At 66.7% G+C, this 24,719-nt stretch carries 24 protein-coding genes; 22 read left to right on the top strand and 2 right to left on the bottom strand.

Features of this window, described 5'->3' with window-relative positions; translation table 11 throughout:
* Positions 1-73: 73 nt before the first annotated feature.
* From ACOOF5_RS14640 to ACOOF5_RS14555, 18 genes are all read left to right on the top strand, one after another.
* Positions 74-520 (top strand): division/cell wall cluster transcriptional repressor MraZ, encoded by a 447-nt coding sequence (locus ACOOF5_RS14640; protein WP_419839023.1) that lies wholly within the window; start codon positions 74-76, stop codon positions 518-520.
* On the top strand, positions 517-1,473 hold the full coding sequence (gene rsmH / locus ACOOF5_RS14635; RefSeq protein ID WP_420440403.1) for a 16S rRNA (cytosine(1402)-N(4))-methyltransferase RsmH: 957 nt from the start codon (positions 517-519) through the stop codon (positions 1,471-1,473). Before ACOOF5_RS14640 ends, rsmH begins: the two co-directional genes overlap by 4 nt.
* Positions 1,474-1,506: 33 nt before the next feature.
* Positions 1,507-1,965 (top strand): hypothetical protein, encoded by a 459-nt coding sequence (locus tag ACOOF5_RS14630; RefSeq protein ID WP_420440401.1) that lies wholly within the window; start codon positions 1,507-1,509, stop codon positions 1,963-1,965.
* 163 nt (positions 1,966-2,128) lie between these two features.
* On the top strand, positions 2,129-3,874 hold the full coding sequence (locus tag ACOOF5_RS14625) for a peptidoglycan D,D-transpeptidase FtsI family protein (protein WP_420440398.1): 1,746 nt from the start codon (positions 2,129-2,131) through the stop codon (positions 3,872-3,874).
* A 9-nt stretch (positions 3,875-3,883) separates the two neighbouring features.
* Complete coding sequence (locus tag ACOOF5_RS14620; protein WP_420440396.1) at positions 3,884-5,365, top strand: UDP-N-acetylmuramoyl-L-alanyl-D-glutamate--2,6-diaminopimelate ligase; 1,482 nt, start codon at positions 3,884-3,886, stop codon at positions 5,363-5,365.
* Entirely contained in the window at positions 5,362-6,414 is a 1,053-nt protein-coding gene (gene mraY / locus ACOOF5_RS14615) for a phospho-N-acetylmuramoyl-pentapeptide-transferase (protein ID WP_420440394.1), read from the top strand. Before ACOOF5_RS14620 ends, mraY begins: the two co-directional genes overlap by 4 nt.
* Positions 6,411-7,838 carry a UDP-N-acetylmuramoyl-L-alanine--D-glutamate ligase gene (gene murD / locus ACOOF5_RS14610; protein WP_420440392.1) on the top strand — a complete coding sequence of 476 codons (1,428 nt, stop codon included), beginning with the start codon at positions 6,411-6,413 and terminating at the stop codon, positions 7,836-7,838. The genes mraY and murD overlap by 4 nt, the downstream gene beginning before the upstream one ends.
* On the top strand, positions 7,835-8,950 hold the full coding sequence (gene ftsW / locus ACOOF5_RS14605) for a putative lipid II flippase FtsW (protein ID WP_420440390.1): 1,116 nt from the start codon (positions 7,835-7,837) through the stop codon (positions 8,948-8,950). The genes murD and ftsW overlap by 4 nt, the downstream gene beginning before the upstream one ends.
* A gap of 3 nt (positions 8,951-8,953) precedes the next feature.
* The gene (locus ACOOF5_RS14600) at positions 8,954-10,162 is read left to right on the top strand and encodes a UDP-N-acetylglucosamine--N-acetylmuramyl-(pentapeptide) pyrophosphoryl-undecaprenol N-acetylglucosamine transferase (protein WP_420440388.1); all 1,209 of its coding nucleotides are present in this window, start codon (positions 8,954-8,956) and stop codon (positions 10,160-10,162) included.
* Entirely contained in the window at positions 10,159-11,538 is a 1,380-nt protein-coding gene (gene murC, locus ACOOF5_RS14595; RefSeq protein WP_420440386.1) for a UDP-N-acetylmuramate--L-alanine ligase, read from the top strand. The genes ACOOF5_RS14600 and murC overlap by 4 nt, the downstream gene beginning before the upstream one ends.
* The gene (gene murB, locus ACOOF5_RS14590) at positions 11,528-12,487 is read left to right on the top strand and encodes a UDP-N-acetylmuramate dehydrogenase (RefSeq protein WP_420440384.1); all 960 of its coding nucleotides are present in this window, start codon (positions 11,528-11,530) and stop codon (positions 12,485-12,487) included. Before murC ends, murB begins: the two co-directional genes overlap by 11 nt.
* A gap of 84 nt (positions 12,488-12,571) precedes the next feature.
* Positions 12,572-13,243: a cell division protein FtsQ/DivIB gene (locus ACOOF5_RS14585; protein ID WP_420440382.1), complete on the top strand. Its 672-nt coding sequence runs from the start codon at positions 12,572-12,574 to the stop codon at positions 13,241-13,243.
* 153 nt (positions 13,244-13,396) lie between these two features.
* On the top strand, positions 13,397-14,473 hold the full coding sequence (gene ftsZ / locus ACOOF5_RS14580; protein ID WP_420440380.1) for a cell division protein FtsZ: 1,077 nt from the start codon (positions 13,397-13,399) through the stop codon (positions 14,471-14,473).
* Between the two features lie 123 nt (positions 14,474-14,596).
* Positions 14,597-15,385 (top strand): polyphenol oxidase family protein, encoded by a 789-nt coding sequence (locus tag ACOOF5_RS14575; RefSeq protein ID WP_420440378.1) that lies wholly within the window; start codon positions 14,597-14,599, stop codon positions 15,383-15,385.
* A complete protein-coding gene (locus tag ACOOF5_RS14570; RefSeq protein WP_420440376.1) occupies positions 15,378-16,061 on the top strand; it encodes a YggS family pyridoxal phosphate-dependent enzyme in 684 nt (227 codons plus the stop codon). Before ACOOF5_RS14575 ends, ACOOF5_RS14570 begins: the two co-directional genes overlap by 8 nt.
* Positions 16,062-16,136: 75 nt before the next feature.
* Positions 16,137-16,634 carry a cell division protein SepF gene (locus tag ACOOF5_RS14565; protein WP_420440374.1) on the top strand — a complete coding sequence of 166 codons (498 nt, stop codon included), beginning with the start codon at positions 16,137-16,139 and terminating at the stop codon, positions 16,632-16,634.
* A 31-nt stretch (positions 16,635-16,665) separates the two neighbouring features.
* Positions 16,666-16,935 (top strand): YggT family protein, encoded by a 270-nt coding sequence (locus tag ACOOF5_RS14560; protein ID WP_420440372.1) that lies wholly within the window; start codon positions 16,666-16,668, stop codon positions 16,933-16,935.
* 34 nt (positions 16,936-16,969) lie between these two features.
* Positions 16,970-17,584, top strand: a complete 615-nt coding sequence (locus tag ACOOF5_RS14555; protein ID WP_420440370.1) for a hypothetical protein — start codon at positions 16,970-16,972, stop codon at positions 17,582-17,584.
* Between the two features lie 33 nt (positions 17,585-17,617).
* Here ACOOF5_RS14555 and ileS read toward each other — a convergent pair whose 3' ends face one another.
* Positions 17,618-20,800 carry an isoleucine--tRNA ligase gene (gene ileS, locus ACOOF5_RS14550; protein ID WP_420440368.1) on the bottom strand — a complete coding sequence of 1,061 codons (3,183 nt, stop codon included), beginning with the start codon at positions 20,798-20,800 and terminating at the stop codon, positions 17,618-17,620.
* A gap of 175 nt (positions 20,801-20,975) precedes the next feature.
* On the opposite strand from ileS, the gene ACOOF5_RS14545 reads away from it, so the two are divergent.
* The 3 genes from ACOOF5_RS14545 to ACOOF5_RS14535 are packed head-to-tail and all read left to right on the top strand — an operon-like array spanning position 20,976 to position 23,003.
* Positions 20,976-21,524 (top strand): TraR/DksA family transcriptional regulator, encoded by a 549-nt coding sequence (locus ACOOF5_RS14545; protein WP_420440366.1) that lies wholly within the window; start codon positions 20,976-20,978, stop codon positions 21,522-21,524.
* A 46-nt stretch (positions 21,525-21,570) separates the two neighbouring features.
* Positions 21,571-22,056 carry a signal peptidase II gene (gene lspA / locus ACOOF5_RS14540; protein ID WP_420440364.1) on the top strand — a complete coding sequence of 162 codons (486 nt, stop codon included), beginning with the start codon at positions 21,571-21,573 and terminating at the stop codon, positions 22,054-22,056.
* Positions 22,053-23,003, top strand: a complete 951-nt coding sequence (locus ACOOF5_RS14535; protein WP_420440362.1) for an RluA family pseudouridine synthase — start codon at positions 22,053-22,055, stop codon at positions 23,001-23,003. The genes lspA and ACOOF5_RS14535 overlap by 4 nt, the downstream gene beginning before the upstream one ends.
* A gap of 5 nt (positions 23,004-23,008) precedes the next feature.
* Here ACOOF5_RS14535 and ACOOF5_RS14530 read toward each other — a convergent pair whose 3' ends face one another.
* Positions 23,009-23,476, bottom strand: coding sequence for an RrF2 family transcriptional regulator (locus ACOOF5_RS14530; RefSeq protein WP_420440360.1), 468 nt, complete (start codon positions 23,474-23,476; stop codon positions 23,009-23,011).
* Positions 23,477-23,537: 61 nt separating this feature from the next.
* Here ACOOF5_RS14530 and ACOOF5_RS14525 point away from each other — a divergent pair, with 61 nt between their 5' ends.
* On the top strand, positions 23,538-24,674 hold the full coding sequence (locus ACOOF5_RS14525; protein ID WP_420440358.1) for an alkaline phosphatase family protein: 1,137 nt from the start codon (positions 23,538-23,540) through the stop codon (positions 24,672-24,674).
* The last annotated feature ends 45 nt before the right edge of the window (positions 24,675-24,719 follow it).

Genomic DNA, 24,719 nt, shown 5'->3' with positions numbered 1-24,719 from the left:
TGCGGAGTGGTTTGCAGGGGCACAGATGCCCATGTGATCCAGGTTCCTATCCGAGCGCTGCGGAGGCCCTGCGTTGGAGAGTCTGTTCGTCGGTCAGCATGAACACGCGCTCGACACGAAGGGCCGCATCGTGCTTCCAGTGGGCTTTCGCGGTTCCTTTGAGCCGTCCGGCTTTCTGATCAAGCACAGCGAGGGCTGTCTTGCGCTCATGACACCGGATCGATTCGGCGAGATAGCGGGCCAGATGTCAGAGCGATCCCACTCTGGCGGGCCGCACGGTCGCGCAGCGAAGCGCTCATTTGGTGCGGGAGCTGCGCGGGTCCTGCCCGACAAGCAGGGCCGCATCGCGATTCCCGAAGAGTTACGCCGATTCGCGGGCCTGCAGCGTGACTGCGTCGTGATCGGCGCCATCGACGAAGTCGAAATCTGGGATGCAGGGCGTTGGCAAGAGATGAACGCCCAGGGCGAATCGCTGCTGGCATCGCCCGAGAGCGGCGACGAACCATCGGAGCAGGCGTGAGCGCCGCCGTCGCCGCCCGGTCCTTCCACGAACCCGTCATGATCGATGAGATCACCGAGGTGTTCGCTCCCGTTGAGGGTGGCCTGTTCGTCGATGCGACGCTCGGGGGCGGCGGCCATGCAGAGGCGCTCCTGGATCAGCATCCTGGGCGGCGGCTGCTCGGGGTCGATCGCGATCCCGAGGCAATCGCGGCCGCACAGGAGCGTCTCGCGGCGTTCGGAGACCGCGTCACGTTCTGCTGCGAACGATTCGATCGCCTCGGTGAGTTGGTTGATACGGCCCCGACGGGTCCGCTCATGGGCGTGCTGTTCGACTTCGGCGTCAGCAGCCACCAGCTGGATTCGCGCGAGCGCGGTTTCTCGCATCGATACGACGCTCCGCTGGACATGCGCATGGACGCACGCTCCGGACGCGACGCGCAACTCGTCGTCAATACCTACGAGCTCGCTGAACTGCGCGAACTGCTGAGGCACCACGCCGGCGAGCGGTACGCCCACCGCATCGCTGCTGCAATCGTGGCGGCGAGGCCATTGCACACGACCGCACAGCTCGCCGATGTCGTCAAGTCGGCGGTGCCTGCGGCGGCCCGGCGCGGCCGGCGCCATCCGGCCATGCGCACGTTCGCGGCGATCCGCATCGAAGTGAACGACGAACTCAACCTCATCGAACCCGCAATGCGAGCTGCGCTCGCGCGCCTGCAGCCCCGCGGGCGCCTCGCAACGCTCACCTATCACTCAGGAGAAGACAGCACCGTGAAGATCATTCTGCGAGAAGCAGCCGACGGCATCTGCGAATGCCCGTCGACATTGCCGTGCATCTGTGGCGCGGCACCCACGGTCCGCTTACTGCGTCGCAAGGTGACGCGGCCTAGCGCGGCCGAAGTGGAGCGGAATCCACGGGCCGCCAGCGCCCTGCTGCGTGCCGCTGAGCGGCTCAAGCCAGCCCGTCACTGATCACCCCGCCGTCCCGGATCCGAGCATCGTTCGATGGCCCTTGCCACAGCCCATCTCGCTGTCGCGGATACCTCGCCGCCGCTGGTGCGGGTACCTGCGCGACGCGCGGCGGGCCTGCGCCTCGTCGGCGTGACTGCGTTGCTGGCAGCTGCAGCGATCACGGTGCTTGCGGGACTCGCGGTGTTTCATTCGGTGCTCGCCGCGGGTCAATATCGCTTGTCGGCACTGGAATCGGGGATTGCCACCGAGCGGGAACGCCTGATCGATCTCCGCTACGAGCTCCAGATGCTGCATGGCCCCGCGGAGATCGAATTGATGGGCATCGGCGCGCTCGGCCTCGTCAATGCTCCCGATCCGATCGACGTGCGGATCGAGCCACGTCACATCGCGGCGGCAGATCCGCCGCACCCCAGCATGCATCAAGGCGGGGACTGGCTCTCGATCAAGACGCTGCTGACGGACGCGTCTACAGCGCATGACCGCCGTTCTTGATCGGGCCGAACGCCGTGCCACTCCGGCGTCATGGCACCCGTCCATGGGTGCGCCTCCAGGGCTGCGTCAGCCTGCTGCGCGGTCGCGCTCAACCTCAGCGAAGCGGTCAGAATCGCCAAAGTCACCCACATGGCACCCCTCTGCGGGAGCGAAGGGATCACCGGTGGAACCTGAACGGCTCCCCGAATCCGGTCGAGCGCAACCACCTCCCCGCCGGCGCAAAGTTCGTACGGGTCCGCCGCGCCGGCGGGCACTGCTGCTGATCATCGCCAGTGCCGTTGCGCTAGCCGTTTTGGGCGCCCGCCTGGTTCAAGTGCAGCTGCTCGACCGCGAGACCTACGCCGTCCTCGGAGATCAGCAGGGAACGGCGCAATGGGAACTCGAATCGGTCCGTGGGGCGATCCTCGATCGAAATCTCAACCTGCTCGCAGTATCTGACCATCTGCCCACCATCTGGGCCGATCCGCGTCTGGTGGCCGCTCCGCACCAGACAGCGGCTGTGCTGGCGACGGTTCTGGACATCGATGTCGACGTGATCGCCGAGCGGCTCGCAAGCGATCGACACTTCGTCTACGTGGCGCGCCAGGTGAGTCCGTCAGAAGGGCTTGCGGTGCAGGAATTGCAGCTCGCCGGTGTGGGTGTGAGGGGCGAGTCGTCTCGGCTCCGGCCCAACGGTGACGGCTTCGCTCGCGGGCTGCTCGGCGTCACCGACATCGACCAGAACCCGCTGGGGGGCGCCGAGCAGCAGTTCGCTGAAGTGCTCGGCGGAACCGACGGCCGTGAGGTGGCCCGGATCGCCCAGAGCGGCATGCCGCTGCCGACCGGAACCGAGCTCTTCGAACCAGTCAGCCACGGTGATGACGTGGTCCTCACCCTGCATACACAGATGCAGTGGGTTGCCGAGCGTTCCCTCCACGAAGCAGTCGAGGCGACGGGTGCGCAGGGCGGCATGGTGGTAGTGATGCAGGTGGACTCCGGAGATGTCCTGGCATTGGCCGCGGTTGACCGTGATCACGACACAGGAGAGGCCGGGCCGGTGGCCTACAACCCTGCATACGCCGACGCATTCGAACCGGGATCGGTGGCGAAGAGCTTCACCGTCGCGACGGCACTGGAAGCAGAACTCACCACGCCCGACGAGGTGCATGTCACACCGGCTACCTACACATTCGCCGACAAGGCGTTCGTCGAGCCGTATTCCACTGTCGACCGTGAGATGACGACCTCGGAAATCCTCGTTCACTCATCGAACATCGGCACGATCAAGCTCGCCGAACGACTCGGCGCGACGGAATTGCAGCGGTCGCTGCGCTCATTCGGTTTCGGCCGCTTGACCGGGGCCGACGACACTGGGGCGCTGCCTGGTGAGAGCCGTGGCATCTTGCGTGCAGCGAACCAATGGCGAGGCACCGACCTCGCCACCATCGCGTTCGGCCAGGGCATCGCAGTCACCGCGATACAGCTCGCCGCTGCCTATAACGCCATCGCCAACGATGGTGTCCATGTCACTCCTCGGCTCGTCCTGGGCAGCGTGGGCAGCAACGGAACGCTTCGACCGGCCGACCCTGCGGCGACGCGCCGGATCCTGTCGCCGAGCACCGCAGCTCAGATGCAGTCGATCCTCGCCGATGTGGTCCGCTCCGGTACTGGCAAGCGGGCCGCCATTGAAGGCTTCGGGGTCGCCGGCAAGACCGGTACAGCGCAGAAACCCAGCCCCGACGGCGGGTACAGCGCCGACAAGTACACGAGCTCGTTCGCAGGCTTTCTTCCGGTTGATCGTCCCGAGCTCACCGTCGTCGTCGTGCTCGACGAACCCCGTGAGTACCGGGCGGGGATCGTGGCTGCGCCGGTCTTCGCGGACATCGCCGAATACGCGTTGCGGATGCTGCAGGTATCTCCCGATGCGTGAGCTGCGCCGATGAGCACACGGTCGGGGACGCACCCGATGTCGGTCCCCGATGTGGCCACGACGATCGGCGGAAACTATGTGCCGGCCCCGGGCGGCCAGCGCCGCCCACCTGGGGGCGAGCCGGTATTCGTACACGGCATCACACACGACAGCCGCTCGGTCACGCCCGGGGCGATATTCGGCTGCGTGGTCGGGCGCCACCACGACGGTCACCGCTTCGCAGCAGAGGCGATAGCAGCAGGCGCCTCAGCCCTGCTGGTCTCGGAGATCCTCGAAGTCGATGTGCCGCAGATCGCGGTGCCGGACGTGCGAGCAGCGCTGGGACCGGCCTCAGCCGCCGTGTGGGGCCAGCCGTGGAAGCGGTGCGCGGTCATCGGTGTCACCGGGACATCGGGCAAGACCACGGTGACGCACGCCATTGCGGCCGTTGCGGGCGCCTGCGGAACGCCGTGCGAGGTCATGGGCACACTCGATGGGACCCACACGACTCCTGAGGCACCGGAGCTGTGCCGGCGCCTCAGCGAGGCCGCGGACGGCGGCGCAGAGATGGTCGTCATGGAGGTGTCGTCTCACGCGCTCGCCCAGCGCAGGGTGGACGGAGCCAGCTTCGTTGCCGGTGTTTTCACCAACCTGAGTCATGAGCATCTCGATTTTCACGAGAGCATGGAGGACTACTTCGACGCCAAGTCGCGCCTCTTCGACGGCCGCAGCCAAATCGCCGTGCTGAACGTGGCCGACCCGTGGGGTCGCCGCTTGGCATCGACCGTCGCTGGTACAACGGCCAGTGTGATCGAGTGGCAGCCGTCCGACGTGGACGAGGTGGTTGTGGGCGCTCACGGACTCAGCGGCCGATGGCGCGGCCGGCCTGTCCAATGCGGGCTGCTGGGACGTCTCAATGCCGCAAACGTCTCGGCCGCCGCGGCGACAGCGAGCGCGCTCGGACTCGACGACGACGATGTGGCGGCCGCCATTGCAGCCATTGCCCCGGTACGCGGTCGCCTGTGGCCCGTCACCGGCCCTGGCGACGACGTCACGGTGCTGGTGGACTATGCCCACAAGCCCGACGCGCTCGCCGCTGCGCTGGCCAGCGCCCGTGAGCTCGGTGCCCCAGACGCACGCGTCTGGGCGGTCTTTGGCGCCGGCGGCGATCGCGACCGATCGAAACGGCCGCTCATGGGTACAGCGGCAGATCGTCATGCCGATGTCATCGTCTTGACCTCGGACAATCCTCGTAGCGAGGATCCCGCCCGGATCGCGGCCGAGATCGCGGAGGGCGCCGGAGACAGGCGCGGCGCCGACGATGGCCTCCATGTCGAGCTCGATCGATCCAGAGCCATCTCGCTGGCCGTTACAAGCGCTCGGGCAGGAGACGTCGTCGTGGTGGCAGGAAAGGGCCACGAGACCTCGCAGGCAACGGCGGATCGCTCCGTGCCGTTCGATGACGCAGCAGTTGCGGCTGACTGGCTGCGGCGCAGGAATGCACAGCCATGATCGCCCTGCTCATTGCCGCCAGCTCGGCGATGTTCGTGTCGCTGGTGGGAACTCGCTACCTCATCCCGTGGCTGCAAGCGCGAGGCGTCGGCCAGCCGATCCGTCTCGACGGCCCCCGAGGGCACATCACCAAGGCCGGCACCCCGACGATGGGTGGCGTCGCGGTCGTCGCGGCTGCAGTCGTGGGCTACGTGGTCAGCCATTTGCGCGCCGAGACGGTGATGACGCGCTCGGGCATCGTGCTGCTGTCGGCGGTCTGTGCCGCGGGCCTCGTCGGTCTGGCCGATGACTGGATCAAGGTCAGCCGCGAGCGCAACCTGGGACTGAACAAGCGGGCCAAGCTAATCGGGCTCATTGCGGTGGGCATCGGATTTGCGGTGGCGTCGGTGTGGTGGGTCAATCTCGACACAGCAGTTGGATTCACCCGGCTTGACGCGAATTCGCTGCGGGTCCCTGCGACGGTGTGGGTTCTGTGGGCCGTGGTCATCGTCTTAGGAACGTCGAATGCGGTGAACCTCACGGACGGGTTGGACGGCCTTGCCGCCGGCGCAGCCGCGGTGGCATTCGCCGCATTCGTCGTGGTCGGCTACTGGGCATTTCGCCACCCCATCTCCTACGACGTCAAACATCCGCTCGACTTGGCCATCGTGGCTGCTGCCATGGCTGGCGCCTGTGCGGGGTTCTTGTGGTGGAACGCACCGCCCGCACGGATCTTCATGGGTGACACGGGCTCGCTGGCAATCGGCACAGCGATGGCTGGGCTCGCGATGCTCCTGCATGTCGACTTGCTCCTTCTGGTCATCGGTGGCCTGTACGTCATCGAGACGGCGTCGGTCATCATCCAGGTCGGCTCGTTCCGCTTGTTCGGGCGCCGCCTGTTCCGGATGGCCCCCATGCACCACCACCTCGAGCTCGGCGGATGGCCCGAGACCACGGTGCTGATCCGCCTGTGGGTCGTGAACAGCCTGCTCGTGGCGATTGCGCTGGGTCTGTACTACGCCGATTTTCTGAGCCTGGACCTCGTCGAACTTCCGGCAGGCTCGTTGTGAGGAGTTCGCCCGCCCCGCAGACGGCGCCCGTCGACCTCGAGCCTTCCGCCGGGCCGGTGATCGTCGTCGGCATGGGCGTGACGGGCTGCGCGGTGGCATCGGCACTGACGGCACGCGGCCACCAAGTGCTGATGGCCGACGACAGGCCGCACGACGCAGCGTCGAGGGCTTCCGGGGCCGGATTCGCCGCCGCGGAGATTCACGATTCCACCGATGTCGATCTGCTCGAGCCGTTGGTTCGAGGGGCTGCAGCCGTCGTGCCCTCGCCGGGAGTGCCGCCCCGCCACCCCAGCTACACGCTGGCTGCCGCTGCGGGAGTTCCGATCGTGAGCGAGCTGGACCTCGCGGCACAGTGGGACGCCCGGCCGCTTGCCGCGATCACCGGCACGAACGGCAAGACCACGGTCACCGTGTTGGTGGAGCGAATCCTGAACCGCAGCGGGATCAGCGCCGTGGGTGCGGGCAACACCGATATCGCCTTGGTGGACGCCATCGACTCTGACGTCTCCACCTTCGTGGTGGAAGCATCGTCCTTCCGGCTTCACCGTGCGCGACGGTTCGCTCCCGCCGTGGCTGCGTGGCTGAACCTGGCGCCCGATCATCTCGACTGGCACGCCGGCTTGGGCGACTACGCCGCATCGAAGGCCCGGATCTGGGCTGCGCAAGGCCCCGACGACATCGCGGTGATCCCTTTCGGTGACGCCGACATCGAACCGTGGACGAAAGGGATCCGCTCGCGCCATGTGACGTTTGCGACCCCGCAGCATCTCCATGCGTCCTGTGACGTGCGCTTCGAGCGCGGTGTCCTGGTGGCCCACGACGAGGACATCGTGGCGACAGCAGAGTTGCCGCGGCAACGCCCGCACGACTTGTCGAATGCTGCTGCGGCGACGGCAATCGCTCTGGCGATGGGAGCGCGCGCGGATGCGATAGCGACAGAACTGCGAGCGTTCGACGGTCTGCCGCATCGTCTAGCGCACGCAGGGCGCATCGGCGATGTGAGCTTCCACGACGACAGCAAGGCGACTGCACCTCACGCCACCGTTGCAGCGATACGGGGGTTCTCAGATGCGATTCTGATTGCCGGCGGGCGGAACAAGGGCCTAGACCTCCACGAGCTGGCTGGCGTCGCCCCGCACCTGCGCGGTGTCGTGGCGATCGGCGAGTCGGCCCCACAGGTCGTCGCGTGCTTCAGTCAGCCGGGGTGCGAGGGCATCGAATTGGCGCGCGCCGACTCGATGTCCGCCGCAGTCGAAATCGCCTACGCCATGGCCCAGCCCTTTGGCGACGTCGTGCTGTCGCCCGGATGCGCATCGTTCGACTGGTACTCCAGCTACCGCGAGCGCGGTGAGCGCTTCATCTCGGCCGTGTCCGCCCTCGCCGCGGGCCTCGGCCTGCGGGCCTCACCGCGGGAGGGTCGATGACCTCCCAGGACGTTCGGCGCGTTCAATCAGGCCCGTCGGTGCGATACGCGGCGCTCCTGTCAGCAGTGTTCCTGCTTCTGCTTACCGGCGTCGTGCTGGTGCTGTCGGCGACATCGGCCACCGGGATAGGTGCGCCCGACCGACCCCTGCAGTACTTCACTCGCCATTTGTGGTCGGTCGCGCTCGCTGTCGCCGTCCTGCTGGTGACCCTTGGGGTCGACTACCGCCACTGGCGACGCATGGCGTTGCCGTTCGCGGCCCTCAGCGTGAGCTTGCTGGTCGCGGTGCTGGTGGTCGGCAAGCGTTCGGGCGGTGCTCGCCGCTGGATCGAGATCGGACAGTTCAGTGTGCAGCCCTCAGAGCTCGCCAAGCTGGCACTCATCGTTGCGCTGGCTGCATTTCTGGACGCCCGCAAGGAGCAGATCTCCCGGCCCGACCGAATCCTGCGTCCCGCAATGTTGCTGCTGACGGTCGGATGCTCGCTGGTACTGCTCCAGCCCGACTTGGGAACCACGCTCATCCTGGCCGGCATCGGGGTGGGGATGCTGTTCGTAGCCGGCCTGCCGGGACGCGATCTCACCAAGATCGCCCTGATCGTCGGCGTGGCGGCGCCGTTGCTGGCGATCGCAGCGCCGTACCGCCGGGCGCGCCTTGCTGGGTTCCTGGATCCGATCTCGGAACGGGCCGACACCGGCTACCAGACTTTCCAGAGTCTGGTTGGCCTGGCACAGGGGGGTCTGCGCGGTACCGGCTTGGGAGCGGGTCAGGCCAAGTGGGGCTGGGTGCCCAATGCCCCCACAGACTTCATCTTCGTCATCGTCGGCGAGGAGATGGGCCTTTTCGGTGCCCTCGGCCTCCTCACACTGCTGGGAGTCGTCGGCATCGCAGGACTGAGGACGAGCCAGAAGGCACCTGATCTGTTCGGAACGCTGCTCGCAGCAGGAATCTCGATCTGGTTCGTGCTGCAGACGCTGGTCAACGTCGGCGGTGTGGTTGGATTGCTCCCGGTGACCGGTGTGACCCTGCCTTTCCTGTCCTTCGGCGGTTCGTCGCTTGTCGTGACCGCAGCAGCTGCCGGTCTGCTGTTGAACGTGACCCGGCGATCGGGCTGAACCGTGCCGCCACGCGACCAAGGCCCGAACGTTCCGCGCGTCTTGATCGCCGGGGGCGGCACTGCCGGGCACCTCATGCCCGGATTGGCGGTCGCTTCCGCATTGACCGACCGCGGCTGGCCCTCCGAAGCAATCCAATTCGTCGGCAGCGCCAAGGGAATCGACGCTCAGATCGTGCCCGCAGCGGGCTTCCATTCGACCCTGCTCGGCGGCCGGGGTCTCACGGCACGGCGGCTGAATCTGACGAACGCACGTGCCGCAGTCGGCCTTGCCTGGGCCACGTTGCGTGGTGTAGCGCTGGTCGGGCGCCGGCGCCCCGCCGCCGTGTTGTCGCTGGGCGGCTACGCGGCGCTCCCCGCGACCATCGGAGCGGTGGTCTGGCGCGTGCCGCTCGTGATCACGGAACAGAACGCCGTCGCATCGGCAACGAACCGCCTTCTGGGTCGTTTCGCCCGTGCCGCAGCGGTTCCGGTACGCGGAACTGGGCTGCGCCGCGAGATCGTGACCGGCAATCCCGTGCGGCGCGAGGTCATCGTGGCTGCGCTCGAATCAGGTGACGCTCGCGCCCGGCTCGGTTGGCCCGCCGACGCGACCGCCATCGTGGTATTCGGCGGCTCGCTGGGTTCGCTGCGGATCAATTCAGCAGTCTGGTCGGCGTTGCCGTCACTGCGTGAGCGCGACGGCGTCTTCGTCTACCACGTCGTGGGCAAGCGTGACTGGGACAGCCGGCCTCCCTCCCCGTCGCGGCGGCCCGATGGCTCACGCGTCAGCGAGTGGTACCAAGCGGTGCCCTTCGACGAGCAGTTGCCGGTCGCGATGGCCGCGGCCGACCTCGCAATCTGCCGCGCAGGTGCTTCCACGGTCGCAGAACTGTCCGTAATCGGTACACCGGCTGTCCTCGTTCCCTTGCCCATCGCGACTAACGACCACCAGCGTCGAAACGCGGAGGAGTTGGCTGCAGTCGGCCTCGGCCGGGTAGTTCCCGATGCGGAGTTCGATTCCGAGCGGATGGTCGCAGAAATCGACCGGGCGTCGGAGTACCAGAGACGTACTGCACCGCCGAGCCGTGCTGCATCGCCGTGCCCTCCAGATACCGCCTTCGGTCGTCGTGACTCAGCCGAACGCGTGGCACAGCTTGTGATTGAGCACAGCTCGGCGGTTCCACAGTCGGTCGCACCCGCTGCTCGCCCGCTCGAAGAGCACCGGGGATGACCATTACACCGCCCGATCTCGCCGAGCTGCGCAACATCCATCTGGTGGGGGCTGGGGGCGCGGGTATGAATGCCATCGGGCTTGTGCTTGCGGAAATGGGCCATGCGATCAGCGGGAGCGACCTCAAGCCAAGCCCGGGCATGACACGGCTGGCCGCGCACGGTGCCCGGGTTGCCATCGGTCACTCCGCTGCCAACGTCGGCTCGGCGGACATCGTGGCTCATTCGAGCGCCGTGTCGTACGACAACGTGGAGCTCGCTGAGGCGCGGCGACGGGACATCCCGGTACTCAGCCGGGCCGAGCTGCTCTCGGGGATCTGCCGACAGAAGCGAACGCTGGCAGTCGGCGGAACGCACGGCAAGACGACGACTTCATCGATGCTGGCGCTCTGCCTCGTCGCCGCAGGTGAAGACCCGTCATTCCTGGTGGGTGGGGAGCTCAACGAGATCGGCTCAGGAGCGGTGTGGGACACGGCAGGGGAGTGGTTCGTCGTCGAAGCCGACGAGTCTGACGGCACCTTTTTGGAGCTCGGCGCCGATGCGGTGCTCGTGACGAACATCGAGCCCGATCACCTTGACCATTACGGCAGCTTCACCGAGCTTGCCGGCGCATTCGAGAGCTTCGCCAGCAGTGCGGTAGGACCGCGCATCGTGTGCGCCGATGACCGGTACGCGAGTGCCCTGGCCGCCCGCATCGGCGGCTGTGTCACCTATGGCACCGCTCCTAGGGCCGACTACCGCATCGCTGACGCGCGCACGTCGCGGACCGGCGCAACATTCGAGCTGTTCGCAGGCACCACCTCGATCGGCCGCTGCGAATTGCCACTGCCTGGGCTGCACAACGTCGCGAACGCCGCCGGCGCCCTCGCTGCAGCCCTCGAACTCGGTGCGGCTGCATCGCCGATGGTCGAGGCCCTGGGACGATTTGCTGGCGTCGCGAGACGATTCGAGCGGCGCGGCGAACGCGACGGAGTCTCGTTCATCGACGACTATGCGCACCTGCCCACCGAGGTGACCGCAGCGATAGCCGCCGCTCGCGGTGGTGGCTGGAACCGCATCGTTGCCGTCTTCCAGCCTCACCGCTACTCGCGAACCGCAGCACTGTGGCAGGACTTCGCCGACTCATTCGCTGGCGTCGACCAATTGGTGCTGACCGATATCTATGCCGCCGGCGAGCTGCCCCGACCCGGCGTCTCCACCGAGCTGGTGCTCGGTGCCGTGCTGGATTCGCATCCCTTCGCGTCGGTGGCCTACCTCCCGGGACGCGCGGAGTTGCGTTCGTATCTCAGTGCCAGCTTGCGGACCGGCGACCTGTGCCTCACCTTGGGGGCAGGTGACCTGACGACGCTCCCCGATGAGCTGCTGCATGCCTCCTGAGCGATGGTCCGATCCCGAAGCGGTGCAACGCGCCGCAGCGGTGCTGGGCGTCGGTGCGCGTACCGACGCACCACTGGGTGCACTGACGACCTCGCGAGTCGGGGGTCCGGCCGCTGTTGCGTTCATCGCCAATGGCCCTGACGACCTCCAGCGTGTGCAACAAGCCCGTGCGGCCTCTTGCCTGGAGGTTCTGATCGTTGGGCGTGGGTCCAACCTGCTGATCGCGGATCGGGGGTTCGAGGGCATCGCACTGCATCTCGGCGACGCCTACACCAGGATCGAATTGGATCGTGCCGATGCCACGGTCACTGCCGGTGGATCGGTGGCACTGCCGGTTCTGGCCCGCCAGTGCGCCGCGGCCGGCATCGGTGGGTTGGAATGGGCAGTCGGCGTGCCAGGCTCGATCGGCGGCGCCGTGCGCATGAATGCTGGTGGACACGGCAGCGACATGGCGTCGTGCCTCATCGACGTCGACATCGTCGATCTCGGCGAGCTCGGCGCACCGCCCGAGTCAGTACAGATGCCTCTCAGGGCCTTGGGGATGGGCTACCGACGCAGCAGTCTGAGGGATCGGCACCTCGTGGTGAGCGCGCGTTTGAGCGGGCACCAAGCTCCGCCGGAGACTGTGACGGAGCGGATCACCGACATCGTGCGCTGGCGCAGGGAGAACCAGCCCGGCGGTCAGAACGCCGGCTCCGTCTTCATGAACCCGCCCGCCGATTCAGCAGGCGCTCAGATCGATAGAGCGGGTCTGCGGGGCTTGCGCATCGGCACAGCTGAGGTCTCACGTCTGCACGCAAACTTCATCGTCTCCGATCCCGGCGGCTCCGCAGCCGATGTCGTAACGCTGATGGCCGAAGTCCAGCGCCGCGTCACCGAGTCGACCGGGATCGTGCTGCAGCCAGAAGTCCGCATGGTGGGTTTCGGCCCCGCACCGATGCTGACTTGAATGGTGCCCCCATCATCCCCGGAATCCGTCCGATCACCCAGACCTCGTCGACGCCGGTGGCTGAGTGCGATCGTTCTCGTCGCCGTGGCGGGATCCGCCGCCTCGATACTGCTCGCGGCAGGAACCTTCGAAGTCGACCGGGTCGATTTCTCTGGCCTGCATCGGGTCAGCTACGACGAAGCGAACGCAGCCGCTGGCATCGACCCAGGGGACTTCATGGGAACGCTGGATGTCGGCGCGGCCGAGCGCTCGCTGGAGGATCTGCCGTGGATCGCGGACGCTCGCATCCGGCGGCGCTGGCCGGCATCGGTGAGCGTGGACGTCGTCGAACGCACCGCAGCGGCCATCGTGCTGACAGCCCCCGACAGTTGGGTGCTCATCGACATCGAAGGTCGAGTCCTCACCTCATCGCTCTCGGTCTTGCCTGAGCTGCCGCGGCTGTCGGGCATCGCCGCCGCACCGACACCGGGCAGATTCCTTGCGGGCGATGCACAGGCATTGCTCGCAGTGGTGGATGCGGCGCGCGGTCAGCCCGATTTCGAAGTTGCCGCTCTCTGGCGTGACCAGCGCGGTGACATACGCGCCCGCGTGCGACAACTGCCAGGGGATCTGCAGATTGAGGTGGCGTTGGGGGATGAATCGGCGATCGGTGCCAAGACTGCGGCAATCGCGGCCGTCATCGGGGGGCTCGAGCGCTCTGAACCAGTCTTGGACGTATCGGTTCCGCACCTGCCGGTTCTTCGCGCGACTGGCTAGATTCGCGGGCCGATCGGCCGGGCACACGCCGGACGCGGACCTTGCCCATCGCCAGAGGCATCAGTACGGTCGTAGATTGCGCTATTTTCCCTAGGAGGTGCTCGCCAGCGGCACATTTGGTGTCGCGGCTGGCCAGCGAACGCGAGGAGCCCTGTGGCCTCACCACAGAACTACGTGGCAGTCATCAAGGTGATGGGTGTCGGGGGCGGCGGCTCGAATGCCGTCAACCGGATGATCGATGTCGGTTTGGGCGGTGTCGAGTTCATCGCCGTCAACACCGACGCACAAGCGCTGTTACTGAGCGACGCCGACGTCAAGCTCGACATCGGTCGCCAACTGACGCGCGGGCTGGGTGCAGGCAGCGACCCCGAGATCGGCACCCGGGCGGCTGAAGAACACCGCGACGAGATCGCCGAAGCATTGCAAGGCGCCGACATGGTGTTCATCACCGCCGGGGAAGGCGGCGGCACCGGAACCGGCGCCGCTCCAGTGGTGGCCGAGATCTCCAGGGAAGTGGGGGCGTTGACCATCGGTGTCGTCACGCGCCCATTCGCCTTCGAGGGCAAGCGCCGACAGATCCAGGCCGAACAGGGCATCGAACGGCTCAAAGAACGGGTCGACACCCTCATTGTGATCCCGAACGACCGGCTGCTGAGCGTGGCCAGCGAGCACACTTCGATTATCGATGCCTTCCGGATGGCCGACGATGTCCTGCGGGAAGGTGTGTCGGGCATCTCGGGCCTTATCACTACTCCAGGCCTCATCAACACCGATTTCGCCGACGTCAAGGCGATCATGTCGAGCGCCGGAACGGCGCTGATGGGAATCGGTCGCGCGCATGGCGAGAATCGGTCCAAGAACGCGGCTCGACAGGCGGTGTCATCCTCACTGCTCGAGGAATCGATTGAAGGGGCACGTGGCATCCTGCTGAACATTGCCGCCGGGCCCGATCTCGGGTTGTTCGAGGTCAACGAAGCAGCCGAAGTCATCCGTGAAGTGGCCCACGCGGAGGCCAACATCATCTTCGGCACCGTGATTGACGACTCACTCGGGGAAGAGATCCGTGTGACGGTCGTCGCTGCGGGCTTTGACCGGTACACGCCAGGTCGCTCCGGGGGCGGCACGCTGAGCGACTACACCGCCTCGGAGGAGACCGGCGATCTCACCGACCCGTTCGGAGACCTTGACGACGACGATGAGTCGTTCGACGTCCCCAGCTTCCTGCGGTGACGCCGGGGTCCCATCGCGACCGTTCCCAACGCCAACACCTCGACGCTGGCCGCCGCCATCTCCGCGTTTGTGCGCGACGCTGCAAACCGGATCACTAGGCGCGCCCGTTTGGGATGATGTGGCATGTTGACGCTGCGTCGGCGCTGCGGGAACAGCGTGGTGCGCATCATGGTCACCGAACGCTGCGACGGTGACTGCGCCCCTCTCGATGGTTCCGCTCCTCGGGCGGTGACCGTGTTGCGTCAGGTGCATGGCACGCGGGTGGTCGAGGTCACACGGCCCGGAGGCCAACAGGGCACCTGCGCAGACGCAGCGTGGACATCGGCGCCGCAGGCCACGCTCGCAGTGCGCACCGCCGACTGTGTGCCGGTAGCGCTGTACGGGGCAGACGCCAACGGTGACGGGACTGTTGCGGTGATCCACGCAGGCTGGCGGGGACTGCTCGAAGGCGTCGTGCCCGCAACGCTGGCTGAGCTGCGCCACCACGGGATTCGAGACGTGCGTGCCGTGGTCGGGCCCCATATCTGTCCACTGCACTACGAGTTCGGCGCCTGTGAGCTCTCCACAGCAACCACCGCATTTGGGCCCTCGGTGGCTGCGAGGACATCGTGGGGCACGCCGGCGCTCGATCTCGGCGAGGCTGCCCGGCTGGCATTGCGAAGCCATGGGGCCGTCATCGACCGCGAGATCGGGCGCTGCACGGCATCGGACGAGCGCTACTTCTCGCATCGGGCCCGTGGGGAGCGCGGACGCACGGCGGTCCTGATCCGCCTGGAGGCGAAGCCGTGGCCCGAGCGGCCCGTGAGCGACAGCGAACAAGCGCGGGAAGCAACTGGTGCGACAACGGGAAGGTTCACCTCTGCGCTCCCCTTCCTGGAGGCTGACCCGCAAGGCGGGGCCCCGAGTGATTGATACCGCGGATGTCCGCCAGCGAATCGAGCGGGTCCGCAACCGCATCGCCGATGCCGGAGGCGATACGGACAAGATCGGCGTCGTCGCGGTGACCAAGGGCTTCGACCACTCGGCAATCGAAGCAGCAGCGGGCGCCGGCTTGACGATGGTCGGTGAGAACTATGCACAGGAGCTGCGGGGGAAATGGGATGAACTGGATTCGGTGACCAAGAACGCCGTCGATGTCCATTTCATCGGACGGCTGCAGTCGAACAAGGTCCGCCAGCTAGCGGGCGTAGTGGGCGTGTGGCAGAGCGTCGATCGGGTACGGCTCGTCTCCCAGATCGCGCAGCATGCACCGGGCGCAGCGGTCTTCGTGCAGCTCGATGTGAGCGGTACCGCCAGCCAGGGCGGTTGTGAGCCCGCCGAGGCCTCGGCGTTGGTGACAGTCGCGCGTTCCGAAGGACTCGAGGTCGCCGGTTGCATGGCGATCGGCCCGCAAGGCGCGCCTGCGCAGATCGAAACTGCGTTCCACGAGGTCGCCCGATTTGCTGATCGTCACCAACTCGAGCAGCGCTGCATGGGCATGAGCGCGGATCTCGAAGCAGCCGTCAGGGCGGGCTCGACGCTGGTGCGCATCGGGACTGCCCTGTTTGGCAATCGACCGCAGCGAGATGCCCTCACGCAGGATGCCTGACCGCAACTTGACAAGTCGGTACCCTTTGCGGTCGAGACAGTTTCCGCATCGAGGCCGTTCTCACTGAGGTTCTGCATGGCATCGTTCATGAAGCAGGCAATGAGCTATCTGGGCTTGGGCCCTGATGACAGCTATGCGCCGCCGGTCGAACGCGCCGTTCCGGGAGACTTGCCCGCGGCGGACGCGTTTGCCGATCAAACCAGCCAGAGCGGTGTGACCGTGGTCGAACGAGCGCCTGCGACGGTGCCGCAATCGTCGGCTGACCTGCCGGCTTCTGCGGTGCGCCGCGTGGCGACGTCGACTGCACAGCCCTTTGTGCTCATGCCCCGGATGTTCGATGATGCCCAGCAGATCGGAGACCGCTTCAAGCGTGACCAGCCGATCATCTTGAACCTGCAAGGGCTCGACCGCGACACGGCCCGCCGGCTGCTCGACTTTGCCAGCGGGCTGTGTTACGCCCGCGACGGCGAGATGCGCAAGGTCGCCAACGCCGTGTACATGCTCGTGCCTGTCAATGTCGTGGTCAGCGACGACGAACATCATTCGGTTTCCGCGCAGGACGCCGAGCGCTGAGACGCTCCAGCGCGGAACCCCGGGCGACACGATGACAGGCCTGCTGTGCAGTCTGCTGCTGCTGTACATCATCGCGGTCTTCGCGCGCGTCATGTTCAGCTGGATCCCACTGTCGCCCGAGAGCCCGGTCACGGTGGTGCGGACGTGGCTGGTGCGTATCACCGAGCCCATCATGGGACCGCTCCGGCGAGCCTTGCCGGCGGTTCGGCTCGGGCGCATGGCGCTGGATCTCTCGCCGATCGTGCTGCTGATCGGGTTGCAGGTGTTCCGGGCGGTCATCTGCGGGAGCTCTGGCGGTTAGGGATCGTCGCCTGAAGGCTGGTACATTCCGCGCCATGGCGAGCCCAACTTCTCCTGTCGAGCCCACCGACAAGGAAGGCGAGGGCTTACTCGAGACCATCGGCGCACAGCTCGCGACCTTGGCGACGCAGATCTCCGAGATCGATCAACGCATGGCCAGCGTGGAGTCGGGATCTCCATCGCAGCCCGTGGAGGTGCAGCTCTCACCCCAGACCGTCGCGCAGATCGCAGATGCACTCGCAGCCCTGCAAGCCGCAGGCAGCCAGGCACTGGACGAAGCGTTCAAGACGGCGAGCGATGACCTGACCGAGGCGCTATCGGGGCTTGTGCGCACCGAGATCTCCAAGACGCTTACCGAGGCCGGCTATGCCGTCGAGGTCAGCGAGGCAGCGCCGGCCCTGCCCGCGATCGTCGCTCCGCTTGCCACGAGCCCCGCCGACGCTGCGGAGCAGCCTGATGCCCACCATGACGTAGTCGACGTAGGTCCGATCCGTGAGGCGGACGACGAAGCTGAAGATGACCTTGATGCTGACGACGCCGCTGACCCCTCAGATTCCGACTTCAGCGCCGACCGGCCACCGCTTGCACTTTCCGAACTCGACGATCCGTTCCTGGATGCGCTGATCCGCAAGGAACCGCTTTCGGCCTAGCGGGCACAGCCCGCATTCCGAGCCGGCGTGCGGTCACACACGCGCGACATCAACCTGCGGCACGCCGGTGCCAGGGAGCCACTCGATCTGCTGTGCGAGCACGGCCGCAGCCACCAGAGATTCATGATCCCGTATTGCCTCAAGGTGCGGGGGACTCCAGCGGATCCTCAGATGGATCCGATCGGTGACGTCGAGCCCGGCCTCCTTGCGTGTTTGCTGCACCTTGCGGATCAAGTCTCGCGCCGCACCCTCCGCCTCGAGTTCGGGCGTGACGGCGGTATCGAGGACCACGACGAGCTGCTGATCTTCCAGAACTGAGGTGGTGGCCCTCTCGGCAGGTTGCAGGCTCAACTGGTACTCGCCGGGGTGCAGCTCATGTCCGCCTACGACGATGCTGCCGTCGGCCGATGACTGCCAATCGCCGCTGCGAGCCGCAGCGAAGACTTCTTGGGCCGCAGCGCCGAGGCGCGGTCCCAATGCGGCGCCATTCGGCCGCAGGACATGCGTCGCGGCCGTGCCCAAGTCGTTGCTCAGGACCACCTCGGCAACATTGATCTCGTCTGCGAGCAGGAAAACGTAGGGCTCGAGCAACTCGGCACCGTCTCCGGCCAACGTGACGCGTTGCAGCGGCAGGCGTACCCGCAAACCGGCGTCTTCGCGCACGCGCAGCGCAGCCGAAGCGGCGGCCCGCACCGCATCCATACGCTCGACCAGTTCGGGGTCGGATGGGAGCATCGCCGCGTCGGGCCAGTCGCTCAAGTGCACGCTGTCACCGCCGGTCAGCCCGCCGTAGATCTCCTCGGTGATCATCGGCAGCAGCGGCGCCGCCATGGCGGCGAAGATTCTCAGCACCGTGTAGAGGGTGTCGAACGCATCCCGATCGCCGCTCGACGGGCCGTCGCCAGCGGGCCCCTCGGCAGATGTCTCGCCCCAGAACCGTCCCCGGCTGCGGCGGATGTACCAGTTGTTCAGCGCATCGATGAACGCTTGCAGCTCGGCGGCGGCCCCAGGCAGGTCATACGCGTCGAAGCTGGCCGTGACCGATTCCAGCGTGGCCCGGGTCTTCGCCAGCAAGTAACGGTCGAGCACATCTGCGGAGTCGACACGGAACGTGGCCTCATAGCCGTCCGCGTTCGCGTACAGCGTGAAGAACGCGTAGGAGTTCCAGATAGGGATCAGCACTTGGCGGGCGACCTCGTCAATGCCCGCATCGGTGATCCGCGTGTCGCCGCCTCGGACGATGTTGGTGGCCATCAGGTACCACCGAAGAGCGTCAGAGCCCTGATTGGCGAAGATGTCGGTGGGTTCGGTGTAATTCCGCAGCCGCTTGGACAGCTTGTTGCCGTCGGCAGCAAGCAGGATGCCGTGGCAGATCACGTTCTGGAATGCGGGCCGGTCGAACAGCGCTCCCGCCAGCACGTGCAGCGTGTAGAACCAGCCTCTCGTCTGGTTGATGTACTCCACGATGAAGTCAGCCGGGAAGTTCTTCTCGAACCACTCGGAGTTCTCGAATGGGTAATGCACTTGCGCAAAGGGCATCGAACCCGATTCGAACCAGCAGTCGAGAACCTCGGGCACACGTCGCATCGTCGAGCGGCCGCTCGGGTCGTCGGGATTGGGGCGAGTCAACTCATCGATGAACGGCCGGTGCAGGTCGGTGGGGCGTACCCCGAAGTCAGCCTCGAGCTCGTCGAGGCTGCCGTAGACGTCGATGCGTGGGTAGTCAGGGTCGTCGCTCATCCAGATCGGGATTGGCGAGCCCCAGAACCGGTTGCGGCTGATGGACCAGTCACGTGCCCCCGCCAGCCATTGGCCGAACCGGCCGTCGCGCACGTGACCGGGCACCCAGTTGATCTGCTGGTTGGTCTCGGCCAGCAGATCGGAGATCTCGGTGACCTTGACGTACCACGAGCTGATGGCTTTGTAGATGATCGGCGTGTCGGTGCGCCAGCAGTGCGGGTAGTTGTGCTCGTAGCTGTCGTGGCGCAGCACCCGGTCGCGCCGCTTGAGCTCGGCGATGATCTGCTGGTTTGCTTCGAACACGTTGAGGCTGACCCATGGCGTCACCGGCTCGGTGAAGCAGCCCCGGTCGTCCACCGGCACGGCATCGCCGATCTCGATGCCGTTGGCCTCGCAGAGCGACTGGTCCTCCTCGCCGAAGCCGGGCGCGAGGTGAACCACGCCAGTGCCCTCAGAGGTGTCCACGAAGTCGCCGGCGAGCACCCGGAACGCCTCGGTGCGATGGCCGAAGAAATCGAACATCGGTTTGTAGCTGCGCCCTGTCAGATCACTGCCGTTCAGCGTGCCGACCACTGTGTACGGCTCGAGGTCGGCGGCGCAGTGCTCGAGGCAGTCAGCCGCAACCACGTAACGACCGCCGCCGAGCGCACCCGATTCGACGACCGCATAGGAGATGTCTGCCCCGACGGCGATCGCCAGGTTCGAGGGCAGCGTCCAAGGCGTCGTCGTCCAGGCGAGCAGGCGAAGCGGCCCGGCGGCGCTGTGCGGCCCGGTTGTGCTGATTGCGCCGGCTGTGTCGTCCGCATCGTGCAGCTCGAACCAGACCGTGATGGCAGGATCCTGCCGGGGCCTCGTGGCGTCATCGAGCCGGATTTCAAAGTTCGACAGCGGAGTCTCTGCGCCCCAGGAGTAGGGCATGACGCGAAACGCCTGGTACACGAGACCGCGATCCCAGAGCTGCTTGAACGCCCACATGACCGATTCCATGTAGGGCAGGTCCATCGTTTTGTAGTCGTCGTCGAAGTCCACCCAGCGTGCTTGGCGGGTGACGGTTTTGCGCCACTCGGCCGTGTAGCGCAGCACCGAGTCGCGGCAGTGGGCGTTGAAGCGCTCGATGCCGAAATCGGTGATCGCGGCCCGCCCGCTCACGCCGAGCTCGCGCTCGGTCTCCATCTCGGCGGGCAGGCCATGGCAATCCCACCCGAAGCGCCGATTGACGCGATGACCGCGCATCGCCTGGTAGCGGGGGACGACGTCCTTCACGTACCCCGTCAGCAAGTGGCCGTGGTGGGGCAGCCCGTTCGCGAAGGGCGGACCGTCGTAAAACACAAACTCGTCGTCCGCAGGCCGGTTGACGATGGACGTCTCGAAGGTTCCCTCATCGTGCCAGCGCGCGAGAATCCGCTCCTCGATCTGCGGGAAGTCCGCTTGGGCAGGCACGCGTGGGTACACGGTGTTGACCGGCTCTCGCTTCACCAGCGCCTCCTGCAGGCTGTGTTTTCGTCCCGCCGAGAGTACGGGCTGGCCCACGAGCCGACCCACGAGACAGCGAGGGTACCCCTGAGGCATCGGAATCGACGGCGCCTCGATGCTCCGACCACATACCGAGGCAACGACCTAGAATGCCGCTTCGCCGCAGAGGGGAGGGGCCATGGCAACCGCGAAAAAGGCTTCCGCCCGCAAAGCTGCCGCGAAGAAGGCGCCAGCGCGCAAGAAGTCTGCGAACACCTCCGGGGCTCAGACCACTGCGAAAAAGGCCAGCGCTACCGCCACGGCACCCAAGAAGAAGGCAGCGCCGCGACGCAAGGTCACGAAGTCGCGATTCGGCGAGGTGTTTCTCGAAAAGCAGCGCCAGGCCCTGCTGGCCGAGCGCCGCCGCTATACCGAGCACGCAGAGCGGTACGAAGCCGAAGCTGAGCAGCTTGTCAACGAGCGCGAACCTGGTGATGTCCAGTTCGACGAGGAATCCGGCGAAGGGGATTCCATCGCCGTGGAGCGCGATCGGGCGCTGCAGATCTCAGCTCGCGAGCGTGAGGAGATCGCCGAAATCGACGCCGCATTGGCGCGTATCGAAGATGGCACGTACGGCATCTGTGTCATCTCGGGGAAACCGATCCCCAAGGAGCGCCTTGAGGCCATCCCACACGCTTCGATGCGGGTGGAGGTCAAGAGCAGTGGTCCGGCATGGCGCCGGCTCTGACAGGCACCAGGGGTTCGCACCCTGCCCGTCCGCTGCACGCAGCCGCGTGACCCGCAATCTCAGGGTCGTCCTCATCTCGGGGGTCATTCTCTGCGGGGACCAGATCACCAAAACGTGGGCCACTGCCGCGCTCGACGACCAGATCATCGACCTGGTGTGGACACTGCGTCTGCGGCTCGTGCACAACACGGGCTTCGCCTTTTCCGCGGGCAGCGGTCTGGGCCCCGTTCTGGCGATTGCGGCCATCATCATCGTCGGGTTGCTGTGGTACTTCCTGCGCCGGGTGCAAGGAGCGTGGGCCCGGGCCGGTCTCGGTGGGATCATCGGAGGAGCACTCGGCAATCTGGCTGACCGGCTGTTCCGCGGAGCAGCCTGGGGGCGCGGTGCTGTCGTGGACTTCATCGATCTGCAGTGGTGGCCGATATTCAACGTGGCCGACGCTGCCATCACTGTCGGGCTCGTCGTCGTGCTGCTTCATCTCTATCGCAGCGAACGGCGCAGTGCCTCCGCCGTCCGAGAGGCGCCCGAGTGAGCGATCGACTGCTGAGTCTCGAGATTCCCGAATCACTGTCCGGTGAGCGGATCGACCGGGCGCTGTCGTTGCTGACCGGACGGTCCCGCTCCGACACGTCGAAGATGGTTGCCGAGGGTTGCGTGCTGATCGACGGAGAGGTAGCTCGGGCTGGCTCGGTGCGGGTCGCGCCGGGTTCGAGGGTCGAGGTGACCGAGGTGCAGGCTGTAGCTCTGGTCCGTGAGCGGCACCGTGGGGTCGCCTCGTTCGATGTCCTGCACGCCGACCGTGACCTCGTCGTGGTCGACAAGCCGTCTGGGGTGGTCACCCATCCCGGCACCGGACACCCCCAGGGCACGCTCGCAGATGCCCTTGTTCAGCGATATCCCGAGATGGCGGAAGTGGGCGAACCCGACCGACCCGGCATCGTGCACCGGCTCGACCGCGGGACGAGCGGCGTCATGGTGTGCGCGCGCAGTCCGGCGGCTTACGACGGCCTGGTCGAACAGCTTGCGCGGCGGGAGGTCCGCAGGATCTATGCAGCGTTGGCGCGCGGGCATCCGCCGTCGCCGACGGGCACGATTGACGCCCCGATAGGACGGGATCGGGAGCATCGCACGCTGATGGCTGTATCGGCCGAGGGGCGTGAGGCCCGTACGCACTACAGCGTCGTGGAGACCTATGCCCATCCCTGTGATGCAACGCTGCTTCGATGCGGGCTCGAAACGGGACGGACGCATCAGATCCGGGTGCATCTGGCCAGCATTGGGCTCCCGCTGCTCGGAGACCTGACCTACGGCGTCCCTGATCCTTTCGGCATCGGCCGTCCGTTGCTGCATGCGGCCCGGCTGACATTCCGCCATCCCGCTTCTGGTGCCGCCATGGGTTTCAGCGCACCGATGCCGAAGGATTTTGGCGAGGCGCTCGCACGATTCGGCTCAGAACCGTCGGCATTCCCGACGGACTGAGTCGCTCAGCGGCCGGGTGGCTCAACCGTCTCGACGGCGGCCGCTGGCCACGGCGCGAGCCCCCGGGCGACCTCCGCAACGGCGGCGAGGCTGTAGGAATCCAGCTCGGCGCGCATGCGATGGCCGACCGAGTCCCAGATCGCGAGCAGCACACATTGCCCTTCGTGATCGCAGGCGCCGTCTTGATGAGGCTGGCCGAAGTCGCCGAGGGCTATCGGACCGTCGACAGCCCGCACGATCATCCCGATCGTGACGTCGGCTGGGTCGCGGGCCATCACATAGCCGCCGCCGACGCCGCGCTTCGAACGAACCAGGCCGGCCCCCTTGAGCGCGAGCAAGATCTGCTCGAGGTACGGCTGGGGCAGCCCGGTGCGCTCCGCAATGTCGCGCACCGATGTCGGTCGGCCGTTGTCGTTGAGGACCAGGGACAGCAACGCGCGGCTTGCGTAGTCTCCCCGCGTCGAGACCGCCACGATGGCAGCGTAGCCCCAGCCGCGGCTGCGCCTATCGGCTCAGCCTCTTAGGGTCGGCGTCATGGAAGCCGTCGCCACCGACCTCGGAGCGGACAGCGAGCCTTTGGCTCTCGATCGCACCCTGCCGGCATATGGCGGCCGCTGCATCACGGCCGTGGTTCCTGGACTCCTCGCCGGCGTCGCAACCGAACTCATCGACGATGCCGTCGCTGCGGCGCGCACTGTCGTCTTGCTGGTCGTCGACGGACTCGGATGGCACCAGTTGCGCCGCCATCGCTCATTGGCACCGTCGCTAGCCGCAGCAAGTGATGCGGCTGCGCCGGTCACCACGGTTGCGCCGAGCACGACCGCGACGGCCCTGACATCGCTCGCCACGGGGGCGGCACCGGGCGAGCATGGGCTGGTCGGCTATCGCGTCCGCACCCCGTTAGGCCTGCTCAATGCGCTTCGCTGGCGTGCTGGCGGGCGCGATGTTCGCATGGAGCTGCTGCCCGAGGAATTGCAGCCGGTCGATCCCTTCTGCGGTCAGTCGGTGGCGGTGGTGACACGTGCGGAGTTTCGCGACAGCGGGTTCAGCGCTGCACACCTGCGCGGTGGTTCCATGCGGGGATGGCGCGAGGTGTCCGACATCGTGCAGCGTGTTCGGGTTGCGGTCGACGAGGGCTTTCAGCTCGTCTTCGCCTACTACGACACGCTCGACAAGGTTGCCCACGAATTCGGCCTCGGCGACCGCTACCGGTCGACCCTCGCCAGCGTGGAATGTCTCGCCGTCGCGTTGCGCAGCGACGTCGGGGACGACGTCCCGCTGATTGTCACGGCCGATCATGGCGTCGTCGAAGTTGTCGAGCCGCCGGTCATGATCGACGCGGAGGTCGCCGAATTCACCGGCGAGTGGTCAGGCGAAGCCAGGATGCTGTGGCTGCATGCCCGAGCAGGTGCGGCCGTTGAACTTGTGGCTCGCTGCGAGCGCTACGCCGGCTTCGCCGAGATCGCCCCCGTGGAGCAGGTGCTGGACGAACACTGGCTGGGCCGCCACATCACCGAACCGGCCCGGCGTCGGCTCGGCGATGTCGCGCTCGTGCCCCGGGGCCTGCAGGCGTTCACGATGCCCGACGAGGATCGGCCGCATCACCCGCTCATCGGTCGACACGGAGGCCTGACGTCGGAGGAGATGCTGGTTCCCTTCGCGCTGATGTAGCCGGTCCCAAGCGGCCCGAGCGGCACGGCTTCGCCACGTATGCGC

The organism is Candidatus Poriferisodalis sp. (assembly GCF_965214215.1).
In the GTDB taxonomy this organism is placed as follows: Bacteria; Actinomycetota; Acidimicrobiia; order Acidimicrobiales; family Poriferisodalaceae; genus Poriferisodalis.
Note: the sequence above shows the minus strand (reverse complement) of the source record. Positions and strands in the feature narration are given on the sequence as shown.

What these genes read in the sequence shown, in the direction of transcription:
- ACOOF5_RS14630 (WP_420440401.1), top strand. Translation starts at nt 1,507, where the DNA reads ATGGCCCTTGCCACAGCCCATCTCGCTGTCGCGGATACCTCGCCGCCG.
- ACOOF5_RS14620 (WP_420440396.1), top strand. Translation starts at nt 3,884, where the DNA reads ATGAGCACACGGTCGGGGACGCACCCGATGTCGGTCCCCGATGTGGCC.
- mraY (WP_420440394.1), top strand. Translation starts at nt 5,362, where the DNA reads ATGATCGCCCTGCTCATTGCCGCCAGCTCGGCGATGTTCGTGTCGCTG.
- ftsW (WP_420440390.1), top strand. Translation starts at nt 7,835, where the DNA reads ATGACCTCCCAGGACGTTCGGCGCGTTCAATCAGGCCCGTCGGTGCGA.
- murC (WP_420440386.1), top strand. Translation starts at nt 10,159, where the DNA reads ATGACCATTACACCGCCCGATCTCGCCGAGCTGCGCAACATCCATCTG.
- murB (WP_420440384.1), top strand. Translation starts at nt 11,528, where the DNA reads ATGCCTCCTGAGCGATGGTCCGATCCCGAAGCGGTGCAACGCGCCGCA.
- ACOOF5_RS14575 (WP_420440378.1), top strand. Translation starts at nt 14,597, where the DNA reads ATGTTGACGCTGCGTCGGCGCTGCGGGAACAGCGTGGTGCGCATCATG.
- ACOOF5_RS14565 (WP_420440374.1), top strand. Translation starts at nt 16,137, where the DNA reads ATGGCATCGTTCATGAAGCAGGCAATGAGCTATCTGGGCTTGGGCCCT.
- ACOOF5_RS14560 (WP_420440372.1), top strand. Translation starts at nt 16,666, where the DNA reads ATGACAGGCCTGCTGTGCAGTCTGCTGCTGCTGTACATCATCGCGGTC.
- ACOOF5_RS14555 (WP_420440370.1), top strand. Translation starts at nt 16,970, where the DNA reads ATGGCGAGCCCAACTTCTCCTGTCGAGCCCACCGACAAGGAAGGCGAG.
- ACOOF5_RS14545 (WP_420440366.1), top strand. Translation starts at nt 20,976, where the DNA reads ATGGCAACCGCGAAAAAGGCTTCCGCCCGCAAAGCTGCCGCGAAGAAG.
- ACOOF5_RS14525 (WP_420440358.1), top strand. Translation starts at nt 23,538, where the DNA reads ATGGAAGCCGTCGCCACCGACCTCGGAGCGGACAGCGAGCCTTTGGCT.